The organism is Nostoc sp. CALU 546, assembly GCF_048836525.1.
On the sequence record NZ_JAWJTF010000003.1, the window covers coordinates 81,663 to 100,405 of the forward strand.

12 protein-coding genes are annotated in these 18,743 nt (G+C 42.1%); 8 read left to right on the top strand and 4 right to left on the bottom strand.

Annotated features, from left to right (window positions below):
• Window positions 1-98: 98 nt before the first annotated feature.
• Window positions 99-1,796 (bottom strand): ShlB/FhaC/HecB family hemolysin secretion/activation protein, encoded by a 1,698-nt coding sequence (locus RRG12_RS02495; RefSeq protein ID WP_420758222.1) that lies wholly within the window; start codon window positions 1,794-1,796, stop codon window positions 99-101.
• Between the two features lie 3 nt (window positions 1,797-1,799).
• The gene (locus tag RRG12_RS02500; protein WP_334844605.1) at window positions 1,800-4,280 is read right to left on the bottom strand and encodes a filamentous hemagglutinin N-terminal domain-containing protein; all 2,481 of its coding nucleotides are present in this window, start codon (window positions 4,278-4,280) and stop codon (window positions 1,800-1,802) included.
• Window positions 4,281-4,830: 550 nt separating this feature from the next.
• Between RRG12_RS02500 and RRG12_RS02505 the strand changes: the two genes are divergently transcribed.
• Together RRG12_RS02505 and RRG12_RS02510 are read left to right on the top strand one after the other, a co-directional pair.
• Window positions 4,831-6,207, top strand: a complete 1,377-nt coding sequence (locus tag RRG12_RS02505; protein WP_420758223.1) for a dihydrolipoyl dehydrogenase family protein — start codon at window positions 4,831-4,833, stop codon at window positions 6,205-6,207.
• 471 nt (window positions 6,208-6,678) lie between these two features.
• Window positions 6,679-7,620: a hypothetical protein gene (locus tag RRG12_RS02510; protein WP_420758224.1), complete on the top strand. Its 942-nt coding sequence runs from the start codon at window positions 6,679-6,681 to the stop codon at window positions 7,618-7,620.
• Between the two features lie 38 nt (window positions 7,621-7,658).
• On the opposite strand, the gene RRG12_RS02515 is transcribed toward RRG12_RS02510, so the two are convergent.
• Together RRG12_RS02515 and RRG12_RS02520 are read right to left on the bottom strand one after the other, a co-directional pair.
• Window positions 7,659-8,030, bottom strand: coding sequence for a hypothetical protein (locus tag RRG12_RS02515; protein ID WP_420758225.1), 372 nt, complete (start codon window positions 8,028-8,030; stop codon window positions 7,659-7,661).
• Window positions 8,031-9,217: 1,187 nt separating this feature from the next.
• Window positions 9,218-9,508, bottom strand: coding sequence for a hypothetical protein (locus tag RRG12_RS02520; protein WP_420758226.1), 291 nt, complete (start codon window positions 9,506-9,508; stop codon window positions 9,218-9,220).
• A 166-nt stretch (window positions 9,509-9,674) separates the two neighbouring features.
• Here RRG12_RS02520 and RRG12_RS02525 point away from each other — a divergent pair, with 166 nt between their 5' ends.
• The 6 genes from RRG12_RS02525 to RRG12_RS02550 all read left to right on the top strand — a co-directional run bounded on the left by RRG12_RS02525 (window position 9,675) and on the right by RRG12_RS02550 (window position 18,735).
• A complete protein-coding gene (locus tag RRG12_RS02525) occupies window positions 9,675-10,001 on the top strand; it encodes a hypothetical protein (protein ID WP_420758227.1) in 327 nt (108 codons plus the stop codon).
• 21 nt (window positions 10,002-10,022) lie between these two features.
• Complete coding sequence (locus RRG12_RS02530; RefSeq protein ID WP_420758228.1) at window positions 10,023-12,104, top strand: hypothetical protein; 2,082 nt, start codon at window positions 10,023-10,025, stop codon at window positions 12,102-12,104.
• Between the two features lie 382 nt (window positions 12,105-12,486).
• Entirely contained in the window at window positions 12,487-14,181 is a 1,695-nt protein-coding gene (locus RRG12_RS02535) for a pyranose oxidase (protein WP_420758229.1), read from the top strand.
• Window positions 14,182-14,566: 385 nt separating this feature from the next.
• Window positions 14,567-15,475 (top strand): myo-inosose-2 dehydratase, encoded by a 909-nt coding sequence (iolE, locus tag RRG12_RS02540; RefSeq protein WP_420758230.1) that lies wholly within the window; start codon window positions 14,567-14,569, stop codon window positions 15,473-15,475.
• A gap of 41 nt (window positions 15,476-15,516) precedes the next feature.
• On the top strand, window positions 15,517-18,057 hold the full coding sequence (locus RRG12_RS02545; RefSeq protein ID WP_420758231.1) for a glycoside hydrolase family 15 protein: 2,541 nt from the start codon (window positions 15,517-15,519) through the stop codon (window positions 18,055-18,057).
• 285 nt (window positions 18,058-18,342) lie between these two features.
• Entirely contained in the window at window positions 18,343-18,735 is a 393-nt protein-coding gene (locus tag RRG12_RS02550; RefSeq protein WP_420758232.1) for a YybH family protein, read from the top strand.
• Window positions 18,736-18,743 lie beyond the last annotated feature (8 nt).

Here is an 18,743-nt window from a genome sequence, read left to right on the forward strand (position 1 = left end):
GCGCTATTTCTAAGTTTGGGGGAGTTGCTAATATTGCTCCATTGTTAAACACTACTATTAGCGTAAATGTTAAACTTAAAAATAGGTACTTAATTCTTTTAAAATAGTTGATAGTTAAGTGAAAAATAAACTCCATTTTCTTGCCATGTGTTTGAGTTTGAGTTAGTTTCATTTAGAGGAATGCCCCAATCAAGACGGGCATTGAAGCGATCGCTTCGATATTGGAGAGCTAGACCAATAGAGGTTAAACTACCATCAGGGCTAAAAGTATCAGAACTATTGTTCCAGCTTGTGCCAAAGTCAATGAAGGGAGCAACCTGTAATTCTTGCGTAGTCGTTTTCCAGGCCGGAATGCGTAGTTCTGTAGATAAGAGAAATCCATTGTCAGATATAAAAGTATCCTGCCTGTAACCTCTGACATTGCTGATGCCTCCAAGACTAATTTGCTCGAAAGCGGGTAAAGGTCTATCCGCCCATTGGAGGCGTGAGCGGATAGCAACAGAAGTGTTACTATTTCCTAAACGCTTCAACCATAAAGCCTCGCCTACCCAACTAAAAAATCGCCCATCAGGAGGGTTGGCATTGATGGTAGCATCTAGTGCATCTAAACCTAAACTAAAAGTTGAACGAGCGTAAAAAGACTGATTAAGGCTGCGATTTGCCCAATCTTGGAAAAACCTGAGTGCAAAAATCCTTGTGCGCCCCGAAGCATCTGCGCCCGCCGAGATAGGAAAAGGAGTATTTTGCAATGATGATTCGCTTTCTAGCCGCGAAACAGTCAGCCCCAATGCCAATTCTTGTGCCGAGTTAGCCGATGCCTGCCGAATCAGAGGTTGGCGCAAAGTCATTTCATAGACCCCTGCATCGGCTACTATATCAAGGGCGTTAAGCGGTCGCTCAATGATATTGTTGGAAATATTTGCGTAAACAAGGCTGATAGTACCATTGTTTGGGTTGATAGGTACAGAATAACCAAGGGTGATAGCATTACTGCCATCTGTATTTCTGTAACCAATGCTTAGTCCGTCTCCCAATCCCAGGATGTTATTGTGCGAGATATCAATGCGACGCTGGAAAGTTCCGATGACTGGAGATCGGTAGTTGTCTAGACCAATATTAACCTTAAATTCCTGTTGGGGCTGTACATTAATATCCAAAATAGCTTGGCTTGGTTTGCTTCCCTCTTTCAATGAAGCAGTAATTTTCTCAATTAATGGGTCTTGTTGAAGTAATTGTAGTGCTGGCAATAAGCGTTTACTGTTGAGAATCGGTTGTGGAATACGTGCGCGGATATAGTTGTGTAGTCTGTTGCCGCCGACAATATTGATTTTTTCTATTCGTCCCTCAACAATTGAGACAGTAACTATAGCATTGTCAACCTTGAGAGATTGATTTTGGGCAACACCAATGTATGCACCAGAGTTGATATACCCTTGCTCTACATAATAATCAGTAACCTTATCACTAATTTTTGATAAATCAGTAAAAGTGATTTCCTGACTAATGAATTCTGATAATACTTTCTCTAACTCCTGATTATTAAAGACTGTATTTCCTTGAAATCGAAAACCTTGAACTTTGATTTTAACGAAATTGTTTGGTTTAAGGGTTCTTTGAGGAATCAAAGGAGTAGAGGATGCTGGAAGCGTTAATGGTGGCGGTGCTGGAGGTAAAGGAGTGGGTGACAGGGGTGTTTGTTGTATGGTTGGCGGATTTTTTTGATGAAGGCCACCTGACTCAAGTTCTGCCAAGGAAAAATGACTTGCCGTTAAATACGCTAGTAAATGTAAACTCAATATTTAACCCCCTACATCTGGTACTCTCTTGATGCAAGAAGATTTCAATGGCGAACTGTACGCACCCATATCGTTACTTGGATCTGGGGTAATCACAAAGTTAACAGTCCCATCCCCGTTATTGCGCCACCCTTGGGCTACCACTATATTTTCCGTATTATCAGTTTGAGTAGATTGGGGTAATTGTTGAGAAGAGATGGGTACTGATGAGTCTGTCCACCCCAGTGTAGTGCTAGATAAATCATCAAGACTAGCGGGAAGCCCTCCTTTAGCAGAGATAGTTAGTTCACTCGGCAAGTTAGGAGGTTCTGGCGAGCAAGTGTTAAACGGTTGTGGAGACTGAAAGACAGTATTTCTAATCCCAGAGTTAGCAATATCTATTTGAGTAGTGTTAATCTGTACTGAGCCGTTAACTCCTCTTTCTGAAGTAGCTTTTATTTGGCTATCTGGCGAGGCAAATAAACCTGGGGTATTGATTTTGATGTTCCCACCCCTACCCTCAAAGGCATTGGCTGTAATTTGGCTGTTACTTTGCAATATTAACGCACCTGTTTCAATACCAATATTGCCCCCATTGCCCGTACTGCCGTTTGTACCTGCGGTTGCAGATATAAAGCTATTATTCAGTTGAACATTTTCTGCTTTCAAATTGATGTTCCCACCTTCTCCAACAGCAGTTGTCGCTGTAATTCCCCCTTGATTTGTAATATCGATTTTGTCTGTATTGATATTAATAGTACCAGCGTCACCGGAGCCTTGATTTATTACACTAAGCTGTCCAAAATTAGAAATAGTTAACTTTTGAGTATCAATAGTTAAACTTCCCGCTCTACCTGTTGGCTCTGGAGGTAATCTTAATCCGGTTCTGAGGCGTTCATTTAGTATAGGTGCTGAAGAAGATATAGCACTTAATGTGTCTAAGTATTTTCCTGATATTGTAATTGCTTCTGAGGATCTAATAAATAAATTACCAGCATCGCCGGAAGCGAAAGTACTAGTACTAATAGTACCTCCATCTTGTAATAATAAATTTGAACTATTAATTTCTAAATTACCAGCATTGCCATCTTTATAAGTAGATGATTGAATGTTACTTGCGTTACCTAAACCAGTAGATGTGCCAATTATTTCTATAGAGTTTGAATTAACTGAAACACTACCACTTTTACCTTGACCAAAAGTTGCAGAGCCTATACTACTCCCTGCCCGTAAAGAGATAAAGTTAGAATTTAGTCTTAAAACTCCAGAATCTCCACTGCCAAAAGTTGTTGTAAGCAATCCTCCATTATTTGCAACAATTTGTGCGACATTTGCAATAATGTCGCCGCCTTTCCCAGCATTGTAAGTAAATGTATTAATTCCAGACCCTTGAGAAATACTTTCAAGAGTTAAGCCTTCAAAATTTAATTGTTCAGCATTTACAATGACATTGCCACCCGCAGCACTGCTAAAAGTTGTCGTGGCAACTTGAGAAGCCTTTAAAGAGATTTTCCCACTATTAAATTCAATATTACCACCTGTATTTTCGCTAAAATTAATATTAAAAATACCTGTAGCAGTTGTTTGAGATTCATTTTGTATATTTAATGATTCTACAGCATTAATAAATATATTACCAGATTGTCTATCCTTAAAACTTTGTCCAATAATTAAAGAGCCTTTATCTAAAAATATATTATCTCCATAAATCTCTATAGAATTTCCTGAGCCATTAGAGCTACCATCATAAAGTAAAGAATTATTTGATATTCTTATGTCTTTATAAACTAAGCTATTTCCAGGAGAGACTAACCATTGATTATTTTGGTTGCTTAAATTTATTACTCCCTTCTCAAGGCTAACTAATTCGAGCCGACCATTAGTGTTTTTAAGAATAGCTCCATCTAAGGCAATGTTATTGCCGATCAAAGCAAGAATATTATTAGGTTTAACTTCCAGGCTGTTTGCTAACTTGCTAGGGTTAAGAGGGGTAAAAAAATCACTCTGCTCAATTGTGTGTCCTTTTCCTTGGACAGTAACACTTCCAGAATTACCATTAAACTGCAAACCAATAGGAATATCCACAGTCAGCAGTGGTTGTTGTGGGTTAATAGCACTAAACTCAGAACCATTGGCAAATTCTAGAGAGTCAGCCGTAGTTGCAAATAAAGAACCACCGATATCTAATCGAGCATTAGGGCCAAAGACAATGCCACTGGGATTGATCAAGAACAAGTTAGCTGTACCATTGGCGCTAATCAGCCCATCAAGATTAGAGACGAAACCACCAGTAACTCTAGCGATAATGTTGTAAACATCCAGCCCGTTGTTGAAATGGACGCTAGTATCTGTAGGAACGGAAAAGTCCTTGAAACTGTGAAATAAATTGTTTCCTACTTGAGTACCACCTTCAATGGTTCTAAGATTTTCATTTATTTGAATATTTGTGTTGTTAGGTAAAGTTAGATCGGGAGAAATTTGTGCGTTAGCTGGAAGTGAACTCATAAGTAAAGGGAAGACTACTAATAATGCACTAGTGCTAATTTTCATCAAATTTTGAAAAACTATAGACCAAGTTTAGCTTTAGAGAACTGAAAAATTAAGTTAACTTTAAGTAAAAGTTATAACTTTATCATTAAAGCTATAAAAAAAGATTTGCATATTTACAAGTAAATAGCAAGATAAGTTACTGACTTTAAATTTGATTGTGATTAAAGATAATATTTATTTATAACTTAATATTTTTTAATAGATTAAAAGATAAAAAATGACACAATTAGACTAAGACATCCAAAAGAATTTTACTGCATATCACCAACAATTTTTTTATTATCATGGGAAGAGTCAACCTATGAAATATCTCTTTAGAGATAAGTGATGCACAATTGTTTATTCATCCTCATCTGAGACGCATATATGATATATGCGTTAATTATTACAACTATCCTAAGATAGATTATTAATTAGAAAAATCATCGACCTCAATTCGCGCCACACATCAGACACCTGCCATCCGGTGACAAATTGTAATAACCAACTATCAACAGAGGTAACAATGGAAACAGCAGATGTAATTGTGATTGGAAGCGGTCAGGGCGGAATTCCACTTGCAGCTGACTTTGCATCATCAGGTCGAAACGTGGTTCTATTTGAGCGTGATGCGTTGGGCGGCAGTTGCATAAACTATGGCTGTACTCCTTCTAAAGCCTTTTTAGCCTCTGCCCATGCCGCAGGTCGCGCAAGGCAAGCGACAAAGTTAGGCATACACGCGCAGGTCGAGGTCGATTTTTCTGCGGTGATGGAGCGTGTGCGTAGTATTCGCAGCCAGTTTAACCAGGGTGTCAAACGGCGACTAGACAGTGCAGGGGTTCGAGTCGTCTGCGCTGAAGCTGCTTTCACCGGAGAGCGAACTGTGAGTGGAGGAGGTGTGACTGTGCAGGCTCCGCTCATCGTCATCAATACAGGGACATCCTCCACCATTCCTGACTTTTCGGGTTTAGCTGGAACGCCTTATCTGACCAACCGAAATTTCTTTGATTTGCAGCAGATTCCGCCCCGCTTGCTGGTGGTTGGCGGTGGCTATATTGCCTTGGAGCTAGGGCAGGGAATGGCACGTTTAGGGAGCCAAACCGAATTGATTGTGCGGGGTGAACGGCTGCTGGCTCAAGAAGAATCCGATGTCAGTGCTGTGCTTGCTGATGCTTTTGAGCAAGACGGAATTGGACTGCATTTCAATGTGACGGTTCAGCAGGTTGCTTATACCAATCGTGTGTTTACCCTAACGCTGAACAATGGTGAAGTACTAGATGGAGAAGCATTGCTGATTGCGACTGGGCGCAAACCGAATACCCAGGCATTAAATTCTGCGGTGACAGGTGTTGAATTAGATGCACAGGGTTTTATTAAAATCGACGAGCAATTTCAAACAACTTGCGCTGGGATTTATGCGATCGGAGACGCTGCCAAACAGCCTGCTTTTACGCATGTTTCTTGGGAAGACTATCGTCGCTTGAAAGCTATTCTGTGTGGCGAACACCGGACACGCAACGATCGGGTATTAGGCTATGCCGTCTACACAGAGCCACAAGTGGGTCGAGTGGGTATGACGTTAGAGCAGGCTCACAAACAGGGCATTACTGCGAGCGAAGTCACCCTGCCAATGGCTCACATTGCCCGTAGCATTGAGTGGGGGCACGATCTGGGTTTCTACCGCATGGTCATCGACACCCAGACGAATTTGATTTTAGGAGCAACGCTGGTTGGTTACGAAACGGCTGAACTGGTGCATGTCTTTTTGTCACTTATGGAAGCGAAAGCAACGTGGCAGGTACTTGAACAATCGGTTCACATTCACCCAACTTACGGTGAGGCATTGCCCAGTCTTGCAAGGCTACTCGTTGGAGATGATATGCCAACCTGTCCCAATATGTAACAAAGGAGCAACCAATAACTACTAACTTGAAGATGGGCGAACGCTTCAAGATATCTGCAAGGGGTCGTATATTGATCAGTGCAAAGACTCTCAGTGTCAAGATAACCCAGGCGAAATTCTAACAACGACTCTTGTACTCCAAATAAAGTCATACATTTTGCAATACTCACGGTCAAATAATCAAGCATTAGCCGTTGTTTTACCCCTGTGTTGAAGAGGGTATTTCTAGAATAAGCTGAAATTTAATTCAGTTGTCAGAATTGAATTCAGGCTTTTGACAACTGAAGTTTTTCTTATTAACTGTGGTATTCGGCTGATTTTCGTTAAAGTATTCTTTCATCGGTGCAAAATATAGAAAGCAATGAAAAACCCCAACCTGTTTAAAGGATGGGGGCATAAATAAAAACTCTATATTTCCATGATGACACAACTCAATATTTGTTCGACTGCTGTCAGCCTGGGGGTGGAATAATGAACAAACCACCATCCAGACGCAAGAAAGTTATCCCTGGGGCATCTGGTGAAGCAAAGCCAGCCGCCGACTCTGTAAAGGAAAATACTTTTGAGCAAGACAACCCAGCCTCAGTAACGATTACGGTTACTGCTGTTGAAGTTACAGAGTTGACCGAAGAAGAACAAAGCTTACGCTTGCAATTGGAACGTCAGGTAGAAAGGGCATTTTTGTCAGCAGGTCAGGCGTTGATGGAGTTGCGGGATCGCAGATTGTATCGTTCCACGCACCGTACTTTTGAGGAGTATTGCCGAGATCGCTTCAATTATAGTCGTGACGCGGCTTACTTGAAGATTTCGGCGACTGTAGTTTATGAGAATCTTCAAAAGTTTTTGCCGACCATTGGTCGGCAAATTCCAATGCCGACCAACGAACGACAACTGCGGTTTTTGGCGAAAGCCGAGTTGGAACCGGCTGTACAAGCGGATGTCTGGCAGCAGGCAGTAGAGCAAGCTGGGAATAAGATTCCATCCGGTCGGATCGTGAAAGATGTAGTGGATAGGATACGCGAAAGAACGAAAGTACCCAATCCTTACCACATCGGGGAAATATGCATTCTTCTGCCCAAAGATGACCCAGACTTGAGAGGTAAAGCAGGTTATTGGGGCGTGGTAACTCATGTTGGCGAATACAGTTGTACACTTCAGATATGGGACGGCGACTACACCGTGAAGTTTGAACACCTGAAGTTACTGGAATTGCTTGATGAAGATGTTAGATTTATGCAGCAGCTATGTGTGAGGTTACGGCAGTTGCATCAACTGGCTAGCCGTGACTCTTCTGTGGATTGGCTGTTGCAGGGGTTGGGGAAACAAGCTAAACCTTATTTATCTTCGTTGCAGGCAAAATTGCTGGCGGCTGTGGAACGGGAGTACAAAATCGAGTGGAGGCAACAGAAATGATGGCGCAGCTAGGAAACAAGAGGTTAATCCAACAAAGTTCACTTATCGAGTTTAGTTTCAAATATTTCTCGCCACAATTCAAATTCCGGACAATTGCACCAAATGGTAACGAACCCATCAAAAAGTTTAGTTTCTGAATTTTGAACTCCCCTTGGGAGAACTTGGATCAAGATAGGAATATCCAAATCACATTTCCAATTTTCTATTTCTTTTTGAAGTTGGGCAATAGTGTCTTGATGGAATCCTCGGTCGTTGTTAGAACACTGAACAAGTAAACATGCATTATCAGAATCTTTGACTCGCTTGAGCGAGAAATTAATCTGCCTCCACATTGATTGGACTTCATTGAAAATATTAGGCAAACCATAGTGATTGCCTAATATTGCCTTTCGGCGTTTCGATTCACCCATAAGTCCCCCTCAGCAATACAAATTTTGACAAGGATGACGAAGAAGATTCCTTATCTTCTGACGCTCAGATTAACCCTCTGGGGATTATTAACTACTAATACTATTGTAACAATAAATCAAGGGTTTCAAGTATTTTGTAGTAGCAAGGATTGGGGAAGCAAAGCAAACCAAACCTTATCTGTCATCCTTGCACGCTTTGCTGCTGGCAGCTGTTGAAAGGGAGTACAACCTTGTGTGAAGATAGCCAAAGTAAACTTGATCGTTAATGCAATAATTCAAAAATTACCTCATTGCATGAAAGCAGTAACGCGTTCGCGGAGCGTCTCCAAAAGTTGCCATGCCGGAATGGCCTATCGCTTCAATGAAAGAATAGAACTCAATACTTGTTGCAATTGATGAGATTAAATTTAAAAAGCCCCGATAAAAGTTCAGGGCTTTGCTTTATATGCGGTTTATTAAATGCCAGCCGAAAATTTGTGCCAGCGCTTTTCTATAGAATTAATCATCCCTGAATCGCTTGATTAAAGATAGCGGAGAACTACCCATTTTTTACCTGTTTTACCTGGGTAGTCATTTAATAAAGTCAAAAGATTTGGATATCTTTTTACTCTGCGATGGCATACCCGCCATGAACTGGTAGCGTTCGTCGAACGCGAGTGCGTCTGGTAGAGAAGACGTGCCGTTCGCGTAGCGTTCCGCAGGAAAGGCATTGCCTCTCGAACGCGAGTGCGTCTCTGAAAGAGAAGAGAAGGTATCGCTTGCAGGTAAAATTCCTCTGCGGTATGGTATTTGGTTAAAGCAGGGCAGAGATGAGTAGGGAATGAGGAGTGTCCTTAAATAGCCGCCATAACCGGACACTTGACATTACCTAATCTCCTTATAAAAATATCTCTCCTATTCCTTTTGGCTCCCAAAAACGTTCCTATATACTTTCAATTTAACTCTATTATACCTGTTAAATTCTTCAAACCCTTACTCTACAAGCACCTTACCTGCTACATGGTAAACTCAACCTACCCTGTTATGCTCCCTTTCTATAGGATGATTTTAATAAAAGAATCATCTTATAAATTTGAATATAAAAGATTTTGGGAAAGGTATAAATTACATTGAAAAGATTGTGGCTCTTCTGTACCTGTTATGCTGAATCTTTAATTGAGCAGTAGAACTTGACTTTAAAATCCAGTTTAGAAGTCTAAATTTCGCGCATAAGCATAATCAGTCGCATTTATCTTGGTGTGCATTGGATATTTGATGCGACTGGCGGTGAGACAATTAGCAAAGCTGTAGCCGACAAAATTGTCAAAGCTTTCCACCAATAAACTTCTACCAAACACATTCGCTCTTAGCTGGTTGTCAATCAGCATAGTATGCGTAATAAGTGTGTATTGTTTGGGTGGAATGCCACGTAAAGATACTTTGCTAAAGCAGTATGTTTTCAGGTTTTTGAGAAACCAATCGCGTGCTGAATCTGACACTTATTTAGCAGCTAATTACTTTTTATTTTTAGTAAAACTCATAAGGCATAAGGAGGAAAATTAATATGTCTATGAGACTAGACGCTGCTATTGCTAAAACAGAAACAAGAGCCTTAATTCTTCCACAGCCTCGTTTCATATCATTTCTTGAGTAGCTAGAGATCCAATGATATTACTGCATATTGCTCTAATGATTTTACTTCATATTGCTTTGCAAGATGGTTTTTTAAATGATGAGGTCATCGTTCAAGTCAATGCTAAAGAAGTATTTCATGAATCGCAAGTGAAAACGAGATTTCAAATTGGACTGGCAGCTTCTTTTGAAACGAATGTTCCAGAAGGTTTGGTCAATGTGAAAGTGACACTGCCAAAGAAAAAGCTAGCGCAATCTACTGTTCTAGAAATCTCTGCTCCGACCTCTTTGGGGGTTTCGATAACTGCTGATGACAAGATCGTCTTCCATGTATCAAACGAGCGATTTAGATACTTATGAAATTTACAGGAGTTAGTTCAAATGGACGAATTAGTTAGTGGTCTCTATGAATTCAGGAATGAGATAAATCTTCCCAATCCCACTTCCATCCCGCAACCAGAATCTTCCGAAGAGTTGCGATTGGATGTGGATGGACGCTACCCACTTATGAGAGCAAGTGGTACATTCTTTTTTTCGAGCGCCTCTAGAACCCATTGGATTGCTAATCTTACCAATACTGGCTTAAATTCCTGGACTGGTGACATTTGGTACAAGAACGGAAACACGACTTCTTTCCCCTACACAAACGTCAATATTGAGGTGCAACGCAGTCAGTTTCCTGACCAACGCAGTGCCGCAGTCACTTTTTCAGTGGCAGGAGCATCCAATCGCACCTTTGCTTACAAGTACAAATCACCCTACTTCCACGAGGTGGAGTTTGAATTCGACTTTGAGGAAGGCATCACGCCACTAACTGCAATTGACACTCACGCTCATCCTAACCGACCTGCAACACTGCTTCCGGAAACGCTCTCCATTGAAACGGTGTATCAGCGCACTGGTTTTGCCGTCACTAAGTCAGGGGGGGATACACCCATTGGGCTTCCACCGGGACTAGATGCGAGGTGGAGCGACAATGAAATGCATGATGCCATGCAAATTCACTGGTCGCGATTTGCAAATAGACCTCAATGGTCAATGTGGGTTCTGTTTGCATCTATCCATGAAAGGGGGGAAGGCTTAGGTGGGATCATGTTTGATGACATTGGTTCCAATCACAGACAGGGAACGGCACTCTTTTACAATTCTTTTATTTCGCAGCCACCAGGAGGCGAATCTGCTCGAGATGCATGGGTGAATCGGATGTGTTTTTGGACTGCTGTTCATGAAATGGGGCACGCATTTAACCTAGCTCACTCTTGGGACAAGGCTTTTGGTGCAAGCTGGATTCCCTTGGCTGCCGAGCCAGAAGCATTGAGTTTCATGAACTATCCCTTCCGTTATCCCCGAGGCGTACAGCAGGGCGACGGCAGAGCACAAGAATTGCAATTTTTCAGCAAATTTGAGTTTCGGTTCAGCGATGCAGAACTGCTGTTCATGCGGCACGCTCCTTTCCGATTTGTGCAGCATGGAAATGCTGATTGGTTTGACGATCACGCTTTTGAGCAGCTTAACCTGTCTCCTGAACCATCACTTAAGTTGGAATTGCGTGTTAACCGTCAGCAAGCTCTGTTCGAGTTCCTGGAGCCAGTGGTCTTGGAGTTGAAGCTAACCAATATTTCATCCCAGCCTAAGCTCATCAGTGACAAACTCCTGTCCGAACTTGACCACATGATTGTGATTATCAAGAAAGATGGTCAACCCGCTCGTCAGTTCTCTCCCTATGCTCAGTATTGCTGGAAAACCCAAGTCCGTATCTTGATGCCTGGAGAATCAACATATGAGTCCCTGTTTGCTTCTGTGGGTAAGGGTGGTTGGGAAATTGCCGAACCGGGTTACTATACTATTCAAGTAGCCTTACACCAAGAGGATACCGAAGAAGACTTGGTTTCCAACCCACTGAGGTTGCGTATTGCGCCGCCACGGGGTTACGACGAAGAATTTCTAGCGCAGGACTTTTTTTCTGAAGATGTTGGACGTATTCTGACGTTTGATGGAACTCAGGTGCTGGCTAACGGCAACGATACCCTCAGGGAAGTATCAGCAAAATTGAGCGATCGCTCAGTTGCTTTCCATGCCAAGGTAGCTTTAGCCAGCGCAATGGCAAAAGAATACAAATTATTAGACTTAGACGATCCCACACATCCCAAAATTAAGGTGATTTCTCCCCAGGTTCAGGAAGCTCGTAATGAGTTTGCCAAGGCGTTGACTGATAAACCAGAAAAAGCTGCTGCGTCCCTTGGTCATATTGACTACAAGTATTATGCAGACTGCTATAGCAGTTGGTTGCAGAAACAAGGAGATATATCAGACGCTGCTAATGTTCAAGATGAATTATTACAAACCCTCTCCAGTAGAAATGTAACCAAAAAAGTATTGCGGGAGGTCGAGAGGCAGCGTGATGCGTATAAGCAACATAAGGATTTAGGTCATGAAAAAACGGCTAAAAAGGCTTTTCGGTAAAGGTTAAGGATAATTTAGCCAAGTATTGCAGATTAGCATCCTAATCGCAAGTCTGTTTAACAACGATCTCAATAGTTGTTTCGTAATGGGTAATTGTTAATAGATGCGTTCGCCCTACCTGCTACCCCCTGAACGCTTACTGATAAAGTCTATCAAAGGATACACTAGTAAGTATTTCTTTAGATAGAAAGAATTATATTTTTTAAAAAATATAACAGGCATAAGGTTACAAATAACAGAATTTTGAACATCAATAGACTTCTTGTAAAAGTACTTTTTTTCTTGCTCTTATTTGCACCTTTGTGTGAGGCAAACAAATATTTATGTAAGAGGTCTAATCTATAGGTGTAAAACAAAAAGTTGCCCTAAAAATGGAAAAAATATGACAGATATAACACAAGCATTACAGGAGAAGGCTAAAGCTTATTCTTCTCCCTATCCACCTAATATTTATGAGGTAGATGCACTGGTTATTGGCTCAGGTCCAGTAGGCTGTACATTTGCTCGAAAATTAGTTCAAGCTGGTTTGAAGGTTTTAATGATAGATGCTGGAGCTCAACTTTCTCAACACCCTGGAGGACATCTGAAAAATGCATTTTTATACCAGCGCAATGTGGATTTGTTTGCCTCTGTCATTAGAGGACACCTGAATACCCTATCCATACCTGTAGATACACGACCTAACCTAACTCTCGACCCAGGCGGGTTTCAACCTGAGAAAGGATTTATTCGCAACGGTCAGAATCCACACCAAGATCCACAATTTAACCTCTCTGCTGCGGCCGCTACCTATGCTGTAGGGGGTATGGCAACTCACTGGACTTGCGCCACTCCGCGACAGCATCCAGAAATTGAGCGTTGGAAATTTATTAAGAACTGGGATGCTCTATATGACGAAGCTGAGGAATTTTTGAATGTCCATCCACGCAAAAATTGCAATACACATCCCTTTGAAAAATCCATTCGCCACCAAATAGTACTCGGTATCTTACAGGAAGAATTTCAAGAGCTTTCTTCTCCATACCATGTGCAAAATCTGCCTTTAGCCTGTGAGCGTCGCCAGGACAACCCTGAATTTGTCACTTGGAGTGCAGCTGATACAGTACTAAAGCCACTACTGCCACTACTAGATAATCCTGACCAATACGCTGATAAGTTCCAAATCCTAGAAGAACACCGCTGTAAGGAGTTAGTTCTTGACCCTAGTGGAAAAACGATTCAAGGTGCAATTGTACAGAATTCAAAAGAATGGAAAACCCTGATAATTCGCGCCAAAGTTTATATCATATGTGGCGGTACTGTACTGACTCAACAAATTTTATTTAACTCTGGTATCCGTCCAGAGCCAATGGGATGTTATCTGTCAGAACAGCCAATGGCGTTCTGTCAAATTGTACTGAAACAAGAGATCATGGACAATCTAACCGATAGCCCATATTTAGATTCAAAAGCCAAAAACGAAGTTGAAAATTATAAAAAAGACCATCCAGAAGATCCCATACCCATTCCCATGAAAGCGCCATTAGGTGCAGAACCCCAAGTTTGGATTCCTGTATCAGAAAATCGTCCTTGGCACTGCCAGATTCATCGTGATGCTTTTCAATATGGGGACTTGCCTCCCAATGTTGATAGTCGTGTAATTGTAGATTTACGTTGGTTTGGCATCGTCGAACAGACCAAGGAAAATTCCGTTAAATTTGAAAAAGACTACAATGATACTTTTGGAATGCCTCAGCCTACTTTCCACTTTTCCTATAACAATATAAAGGAACGAAATCAGCAGCATACAATGATGGAAGACATGCTGCGAGCGGCGGGAGCATTAGGTGGATTCTTACCCCCTTCACTACCACAATTTATGACCCCTGGGTTAACCTTGCACATTCACGGAAACACCCGTATGGGAACTAATCCAGAGGATAGTGTTGTCAATGAAAATTCAAAAGTTTGGGGTTATGACAATCTGTATTTAGGTGGTAACGCGCTACATCCAGTGGCGAATGCAAGTAATCCAACCTTAACAAGCATTGCTATAGCGATTCAATCAGCCAATCATATTATCTCTCAGTTTCGTTAGCAAAGATATAGTCTCTGTATTGACAACAATTTTGCAATAGGATATAGGATTGGAAGTAGATAATAACCAAAGAGATGCAAGAACAAATAGAGCGTTAACCTGGAAAAATTGTTGGCATAACTAAAAGACTTAAATCATTGCATATATGGCTTTTACTCACAGGTGGGCTGTATTTGTTTAATTTTTTGTGTCTATAAATTTAGTACACGCCACCGTAAAAAGGGGTCGAAAGTCAAAATAGTGATAGACCTAAACACAGTTGATTCAAAAAGTGAATTCCGTACTTTATTTCTGGTGGGCTGTACTTAGTACCACCAATCCTGCTTTCACTTTCAAAACCAAGTTAATTTGACAATACTGCTTAGAGAAAAATAAGGAAGAAAAAATGCCTATTTTTGATCAAGACAATGTATATATAGGAATCACTCCAACAGGTTGGACTAATGATGATATGCCACTGCTAGGAAATGATATTCCTTTCCAGCAAACAATTAGCGAAATAGCACTAGCTGGGTTTCAAGGTTCGAGTGTTGGGCATAAATATCCAACTGATACTGAAGTTCTGAAAACAGAGCTAGAAATGCGTGGTTTGAGAATTTCTGAACCGTGGACAAGTACATATTTCACAGTCAATAAGATGGAGCAACAAACAATTGATAATTTTATCAAACAAATGAATTTTATTAAGGAAATGGGAGGTACTAGCGTTGTTGTTGCAGAACTAGGTCATGCTGTTCATCAACAACCAGTTAATGTTTTACCCAACAAACCTGAATTTACTGATACTCAGTGGGATGTGTTGGTTAAAGGTCTTAATAAGCTTGGTCTGTTGGCTGTTGATAACGGAATGAAATTGTGTTATCACCCCCATGTCGGTACTGGTGTCCAACAGCGAAGCGAGATTGATCGGCTGATGGCTTACACCGATCCGCAATATGTGAATCTACTGCTTGATACTGGTCATTTGTACTATGCACAAGAAGATCCACTGGAGGTTACTAAGACTTACTCTTCTCGCATTAAGCATGTCCATTTAAAAAATGTTCGCAAGTTCGTTTTGGAGGAATCAATTAAGCTAGGACGCAGCTTTTTAGATTCAATTTTGGCTGGTGTTTTTACCGTTCCGGGTGACAAAGAAGGCGCAATTAACTTTAAACCGATTTTAGAAGAACTCTCCAAGCACAAGTATGAAGGATGGCTTGTTGTTGAGGCTGAGCAAGACCCTGTGAAGGCTAATCCTTTGAAATATGCCAAAATGGCTCGCGCTTACTTACGAGAAGTTACTGGTTTGTAATTTATTTAACGATTGTTTGAAAAATTTTGAGGGGGTAATCTGTGAAGCAAGCCAATTTTTGGAAGGTTTTTACATCTACCGCTATTCTCTCCTTTGGCATTGTGTCTGGACTGAAAGTTGTCGGTCTGGCATTTGCTCTTGATGCTCCTGGTAAACCTGGCGCTCCTTCCGTCTGGGCACTTAGTGCCAAAGATTTTATTGGCACTTCTGCCAGCAATACCTCCAGAGTCTATTTCACGGGTGCAGAGGGTGTTTTGACTGAAGTTTTCTATCCAACCCTTGACACTGTGCAGAATGTGGATTTGCAATTTCTGATAACCGATGCTAGCAAAACTTGGGGAGACGAAGAACGCAAGCAACTAAAGCATGATATTACCTTAATCAATCCGCGATCGCTCATCTGGCAAGTGGTGACAAAAGATGGTGATGACAGATGGAAAATTACCAAAAAGATTTTTACCGATCCTAGTCGCAATACTGTGATTCAGCGTGTAACGTTTCAGACGCTTGAGCCAGGTAAGACGGTTAAAGACTACAACCTCTATCTTTTGAATAATCCAGCAATCAACAACTCAGGAGGTGGAAGCGACAACCAACGAGGGGCCGATAACTCTCGTACACTTGTTGCTGATGGTCGCACCCTTTTAATCGCCTCTGAACCTAATTCTACCTCATCCGCGATCGGCATTTCTCGCCCGTGGAAAGTGGTCAACGGTAACACAATGGTCTCGAATGGGTTTGTCGGTCAAAACGATGGCTTCACGGATCTATTTGGTGGGCAAGGTGACAGGAATATGGACTGGCACTATACCGGAGCTTATGGTGGTAATGTTGCTCAAATGGGCTGGGTTGATTTTGGTAACAGCAACGCCAGCACTATTTCTTTCGATGTTGTACTGGCTTTTGGTCGCAATGAAGCCGAAGCAGGGAGTGCTGCCAACGGTACCCTCAATAGCGATCTTGCTACTTTAGAAAACACGTACACCAACGAATGGATTGCTTACACAAACAATCTCAAAAATCAAAACGGATTGGCTGATGATCAGTACTATCTCGCAGCCATGACCCTAAAGAGCATCCAAGACAAAAGTAATGGAGCCATGATTGCTGGTTCTGGCACACCTTGGGGTGACACCAATGGAGATAGCAATAGAGGCGGCTACCACTTAATCTGGGCACGTGATCTATTCAAATTCGCCAGCGCCTTGATGGCGGCAGGTGATACAGCTTCTGCAAATAGAGCGGTTGAATATTTATTCAACGTGCAAATGCAAACAACGACAAGCGAGAACCCCTTCTCGCGTCCTGGTCGTTTCCCACAGAATAGCTGGGTAAATGGTCAACCCTTTTGGAATGCCACCCAGATGGATGAGACTGCCATGCCGATCATCCTGGCATGGAAGCTGAATCGCATCGACCTGTGGCCAAAAATCAAGCTTGCAGCTGAATTTTTGGCTAAAAATGGACCAAGAACAGACCAAGAACGCTGGGAAGAAATGGCAGGTTATTCGCCTTCGACGATCGCCGCCGAGATTGCTGGGCTGGTATGTGCTGCTGACCTGGCAAACAAAGCGGGGGATACGGGTGCTGCGAACTACTACCTGCAAAAAGCAGACGAGTGGCGTAACAATATTGCCAATTGGACTTTCACAACCACAGGCTTTCATGGCAACCGCAAATACTACATTCGCATTACTGCTAATCAAGATCCCAATGATGACGTGACATTGGAATTCGGTAATGGAGCGGGTCGGCATGGTGAGCGGTATATCATTGATGGGGGTTTCTTGGAACTGGTTCGTATGGGAGTGATGAGTCCGAATGATTGGACGATCTTGGAAACCATTCCAGAGTACGACGCGATTTTAAAACAAACGATTGCAAATAAGGGGGATGCCTGGTTCCGTTACAATTACGATGGGTACGGTGAGCATAATGATGGTCTTAGCTACAACGGAACTGGCCGAGGTCGTTTGTGGCCAATTTTTACTGCTGAACGAGGGATTTACGAAATTGTGAAGACTGGCAATGGTTCGAGTGGGCGACCCTATTTGCAGTTCCTGAAGGCGTTCTCCTCTCAAGCTGGATTTATCCCAGAGCAGATCTGGAACAATACGGCCTCAATCACCGACTGGCAAACAATAACCCCCAATCCCTATATACCAGGAACTGCAACCCGCTCAATGCAGCCCCTAAGCTGGGCAATGGGTGAGTACATTAATTTAGTCGCAGCGATGAATCAGGGGCGAAGTGATGCACCAGCAGTAGTTTGCCAGCGTTATTCTTGTAATAAACCACAAACAACTGTCACTTTTAAGGTTAATGCCACAAGCAACCGGGGAGAGAATGTTTATCTCGTCGGGAACAATCCACTGCTAGGTAATGGGGTGCAAACTTCGGGTATCAAGTTATTACCCACTGCGAATTCAACCTGGACTGCAACCGTTTCACTGCCAGTTTCAACGTCCTTTGAATATAAGTTTGTCAAACGTAATAGCAGCGGTAACTCTATCCAAGAGGGAACTAAACGTAACTTCACAACACCAGCCAACGGCAGCATCACCCGAACTGATACTTTGTGATAGATAGCGAAACCCTAAAAAAGCTAATCCTTTGTATATGCGCTCATGGTTCGTACTTATCTACGCCAAGTGACTGGTTTGTAGCCTCTTTCAGCTAGGACTTATGCACTCAGCTTTTGGCGAAGAGAGGGAGTAAGTAAAAGTCAAAGTTTTGAGCATTTTCCTGATTCCCGATTCTCTACTCCCTAATTAAACTTCGATTTTTCTGTCATTGGATAAGGACTATAAGCGATCGCCAGTAGTCTAAGTCGTGAAAATATACATTTGCTAAATCAGAGTTTAGAGATGAAATCTAGCGATCAAGACGAGATCAGAAAGGTCTTTGAAGAAGTCTACGCAGCGAATGTTAGGTCAGGTAATCTACAGGGTTATGCAAGTATGTACACAGAAAATGCGCTCTGGATGCCACCAGGAGTCCCTGATCGGCGCGGGACTGCTGACATCGTTGAAGGATTTGCGGCTCAGATCGCACAGCAAGATATCGATCCCATTTTCACGGCTGAAGAAATCAAAGTCATTGGCGATTTCGGTTATGTGATTGGGATGTCTCAGGCTACGATTCGCCCAAAAGATGGCACGACACCTAGACAGGCCAATTTTCGGGCGTTATGGTTAATGAAAAAAGAGCAAGGCATCTGGAAGATTGATCGCCAGATTTGGAATTCCAAGCCCGTGTAAAGCTGTAA